The 4,212-nt window shown below is 30.7% G+C and carries 5 protein-coding genes; 4 read left to right on the top strand and 1 reads right to left on the bottom strand.

All coding sequences use genetic code 11. The features are described from left to right. Nucleotides 1-279, top strand: a 279-nt coding sequence (locus AC8IGH_RS05135) for an SAF domain-containing protein (RefSeq protein WP_507419644.1), incomplete at its 5' end; no start/stop codon positions are given. After that, the gene (locus AC8IGH_RS05130; protein ID WP_507419643.1) at nucleotides 272-1,036 is read left to right on the top strand and encodes an LOG family protein; all 765 of its coding nucleotides are present in this window, start codon (nucleotides 272-274) and stop codon (nucleotides 1,034-1,036) included. The genes AC8IGH_RS05135 and AC8IGH_RS05130, both read left to right, overlap by 8 nt. Here the strand turns inward: AC8IGH_RS05130 and AC8IGH_RS05125 are convergent, their stop codons facing one another. Then, entirely contained in the window at nucleotides 1,037-1,981 is a 945-nt protein-coding gene (locus AC8IGH_RS05125; protein ID WP_507419642.1) for a 2-hydroxyacid dehydrogenase, read from the bottom strand. A gap of 64 nt (nucleotides 1,982-2,045) precedes the next feature. On the opposite strand from AC8IGH_RS05125, the gene AC8IGH_RS05120 reads away from it, so the two are divergent. Beyond that, entirely contained in the window at nucleotides 2,046-3,176 is a 1,131-nt protein-coding gene (locus AC8IGH_RS05120) for an MBL fold metallo-hydrolase (protein WP_507419641.1), read from the top strand. A gap of 43 nt (nucleotides 3,177-3,219) precedes the next feature. Then, a partial coding sequence (gene rlmN / locus AC8IGH_RS05115) for a dual-specificity RNA methyltransferase RlmN (protein WP_507419640.1) occupies nucleotides 3,220-4,212 on the top strand: 993 nt, incomplete at its 3' end.

Raw genomic sequence — 4,212 nt, 5'->3', positions numbered from 1 at the left:
AATTATTTTAACGCAGATGTCGTATCTGTTGCAAAAAAAGATATTAAAATTGGTGAGATTTTAGATGGTGAAGGAGGATTTGCAGCTCGAGGTAGATTATTCACTGCTGAGCGAAGCATTAAAGAGAATTTATTACCACTAGGTTTATCTGGAGGCGCTGTTGCTATTAAAAATATTAAAAAAGATGATTATATTTATTTAGATGATGTTGAAATAAAATGGAGTAAAGAAGTTAAGAACGCAAGGGAATATCAGAAAAATCTAATTATTAATGGATAATCCATCAAAAGCCTTTCAAGACAAAGATTTTTTACAAAGTTCTGAGGGAAGATCAGTTAGAATTTTATCAGAATATGAAAAAGTTAAATCTTTATTTGAATTTCATAAAATCAAAGACACGATAACTTTTTTTGGCAGTGCACGATTTATATCTAAAGAAGATAATCAAAGTAGTAATCAAATCGATATAGAGAACTCAGAATATTATGAACAAGCAAGATTACTTGCATTTAAATTTACAACTTGGGCAAAAGAATTTTCAAAGGATCATAATCGATTTGTAATTGCAACCGGAGGAGGTCCTGGAATCATGGAAGCTGCTAATCGAGGAGCATTTGAAGCTGGAGGAAAAAGTATTGGTCTTGGAATCGAACTTCCAAAAGAACAAAAAAATAATAAATACATAACCCCTGAACTAAATTTACAATTTCATTATTTTTTTATGAGAAAATTTTTTTTAACCCAACCTGCAAAAGCAACGATAATGTTTCCTGGAGGATTTGGAACTTTAGATGAATTAACTGAAATATTAACATTAAAACAAACCCATCGAATACAACAGCCCATGCCTATTGTTTTAATTAGTAAAAAATATTGGAGTCAGGCGATTAACTTTGATTACTTTGTTGATCGAAAAGTAATTAATAAAGAAGATTTAAATCTATTTTTAATGACTGATTATATTGATCAAGCTTTTGAATTTGTCTCCTGCATCTTAAAAGATAAATGTTTAGACAATCCAGCATCGCATTTTTAATCAATAACCTTTTTGCATATTTATTGATTTTGGAATTTTATTCTTTAAGCGATACTTTTTAATATTCTTAGAAACTATATCAGAGGCAGTATCTATATCCGTGTTTGCTGAGATATGCGGAAGTACAGTTACATTTTTATGCTTCCACAAAACATTAGTTTTAGGCAAAGGCTCAGTTTCAAAAACATCTAAGACTGCATGCCCTATTCTTCTAGAATTTAAGTGTTTAACTAAATCCTTGGTATTAATAATTGCGCCCCTTGCAAAATTAATAATACTTGCCCCTCTTTTTAAATAAGACAGCGTCTTGTAATTTAATAAATATTTAGTTTTTTTAGTTAAAGGAATTAAGCAAACTAAAATATCTGTCTGCATTAACATTTTCTTAAGTCCTAATGTACCTGTGAAAGATTTAACTTTATTTATTTTTTTTACACTCCTACTCCAACCACAAACATTAAAATTATTCTCTATTAATTTTTTAGCGGATGCTGAGCCAAGTTCGCCAAGACCAATAAAACTAACAACTTTTTTTGATGATTTTAAATACTCTTTCTCTTTCCAAGTTTTTTTATTTTGTTGAATTCGGTAAAAGTGCATATCGCGGTGAAGATATAAAACCCATGATAATACCGCCTCTGCCATTGTTCTATTCATCTCAGGATCAACGAGACGGACAATCTTAACGTTGTCTCCCTTAAAACTTTCAACTAATTTCTCAACTCCAACCCAAACACTTTGAATCCACTTTAAATTTACTAATTTTTTAACCTCTTTTGGATTTGGATTTGCAACAATAGCTACATCAATTTTTTGATAGTCTAATTTTTTTAAACTTGAAAATTTAACAACTTTTTCCCTTGGTAATTTCCTCTTTAAAACTTTTAACCACTGATCAATTTCAGTTTTTGGAAGTGAAGATATGAATGGAACAGTTGATTTCATTGGTAATATTTATTTAATATAATTGACAATAAAATAACATAAAATTAGTTTACAAACTAAATTCATGGACGCCTTTAATAATAAACGTAATTTTTTTAGAGTAGCAAAAGATAAGTCTTTATCATTCTTATTATTATTGCTTGCAAGCTGTACGTCAGTCCCAGTAACAAATAGAAGCGGCAAAGAAGATACACAAACAATATTTAAAAAAGAAGAGTCCTACATTAGACCTTATCATCATCTACCTGATGGAACTTTTAGAAATCCTGAGGGCAGCATTGAAAGAGAAGATTATGAATTTCCTTGGTTTAAATTCACTAAGGAAAGAATGTCAATCAAAGTTAAAGTTCCTGAAGATCATGTTATTCCAAAAGATCATGTTCTTCCAAGTTTAACAGCTTTAGAAAACGAGGACACTATTACTTGGATTGGTCATGCAACTTTTTTAATTCGATTAGGGGGCAAAACTATTATTACGGATCCTTTTTTTTCACCCAACGCTGGCCCTATTGCACTAGGTCCAAGACGATATATTGATCCAGCAATTAAATTAGCAGACCTTCCAAAAACAGATTTGTTATTACTCACTCACAATCACTATGATCACTTGGATGCTGAGGCGACTAAAGATTTTCCACATAAAAAAACAAAAGTACTATGTCCTTTAAAACTTTCAAAATTTTATAAAGATTATCGTTTTAAAGATGTGAATGAAATGGATTGGTATCAAGAAAAGCAAATAGATGACTTAAAAATAACTTTTCTTCCAGCAATCCACTGGTCAAAAAGAGAATTGTTTGATCGTAACAGAACATTATGGGGAAGTTATTTAATTGAATTTCAAAGAAAGAAAATTTTATTTTGTTGCGATACCGCATCGGGTGAAGTTTATAAAAAACTTGGAAAAGAATTTGGCCCAATTGATATTGCTTTTGTTAATATTGGTGCCTATGAACCTGTTGAAATTATGAAATATTCGCATGCAAATCCAGCAGAGGCTTTAGAGATTGGAAGAAACCTAAGGGCAAGTAAAGTTGTCGGTATGCATTGGGGAACTATTCTAATGTCACTTGAAGACCCGTTCGAGCCCCCTACTAAATTCATAGCAAACACTAAAAACTTTGGTTACCAAGAAAAAGATGCGGTACTTTTTAAAATTGGCGAAACTAAAACAATAAAGCAAATTTTAAGCTAAAATTTAAAAGTAATTTAATAAATTTTCAGTAAAACTATCTTCCATGAGTTTAAAAAATTTCTTCGACTTTAACTTTCAAACTTTAAAACAGTTTATATCAGAAGACTTAAACATTGACGAAAAGAAGACTTCGATGAGAGCTAAACAGCTCTGGCAAGCGGTTTATAAAAAAGGGTTGCTAGAATTAAATAACTTAACAACATTACCTGTTGAATTAAGGGATGAATTAATTTCTAAAGTAACATTAAAAAAACCAAAAATTGCAGATAAACAAACATCTAAAGATGGAACTATAAAGTGGTTGGTCGAATTATTAGATGGCAATAAAGTTGAGTGTGTTTTTATTCCTGAGAAAACTAGAGGGACTCTCTGCATTTCATCGCAGGTTGGTTGCACATTAAACTGTAGATTTTGTCATACAGGAACTCAAAGACTTGTAAAAAATTTAAATTTTTCTGAAATTGTAAATCAGGTCATGATTGCAAAAGAGCAATTGAATGATTGGAAAGAGCAAAAAATAATCACTAATATTGTTTTAATGGGAATGGGTGAGCCATTTTACAACTATGACAATGTTAAAACTGCAGTTGATATCTTAAAAGATAAAGATGGCCTCAATTATGGTCCAAAAAAAATAACAGTCTCTACAGCTGGAATTGCAGATAAGATTCCACAAGCTGCAAAAGAAATTGGAACATATCTAGCATTATCATTACACGCACCAACAGATGAAATCCGAGAATTAATTATGCCAATTAATAAAAAATTTAAAATCAAAGATTTAATTGAACAGTGCAAATACTATGCGGAAACTATTAATGAAAAAATTACTTTAGAGTACGTTATGTTAAGAGGAATTAACGATAGTAAAGAGTGCGCAAAACAACTTACAAAGATCATGGCACAGTTCCCTTGCAAAGTTAATTTAATTGAATTTAACCCGTGGCCGGGTGTTAATTATTTGCCTACAGAAAGAGAAAACATGGAAAGTTTTTCTAAAATTATTCAAGATGCAGGCTATGTCTCAACCATCAGA

The sequence above is a fragment of the Candidatus Allofontibacter sp. genome (assembly GCF_038145245.1).
Lineage (GTDB): Bacteria > Pseudomonadota > Alphaproteobacteria > Pelagibacterales > Pelagibacteraceae > Fontibacterium.
The sequence above is the reverse complement of the archived record's forward strand: the minus strand, read 5'-3'. Positions and strand labels throughout refer to the sequence as shown.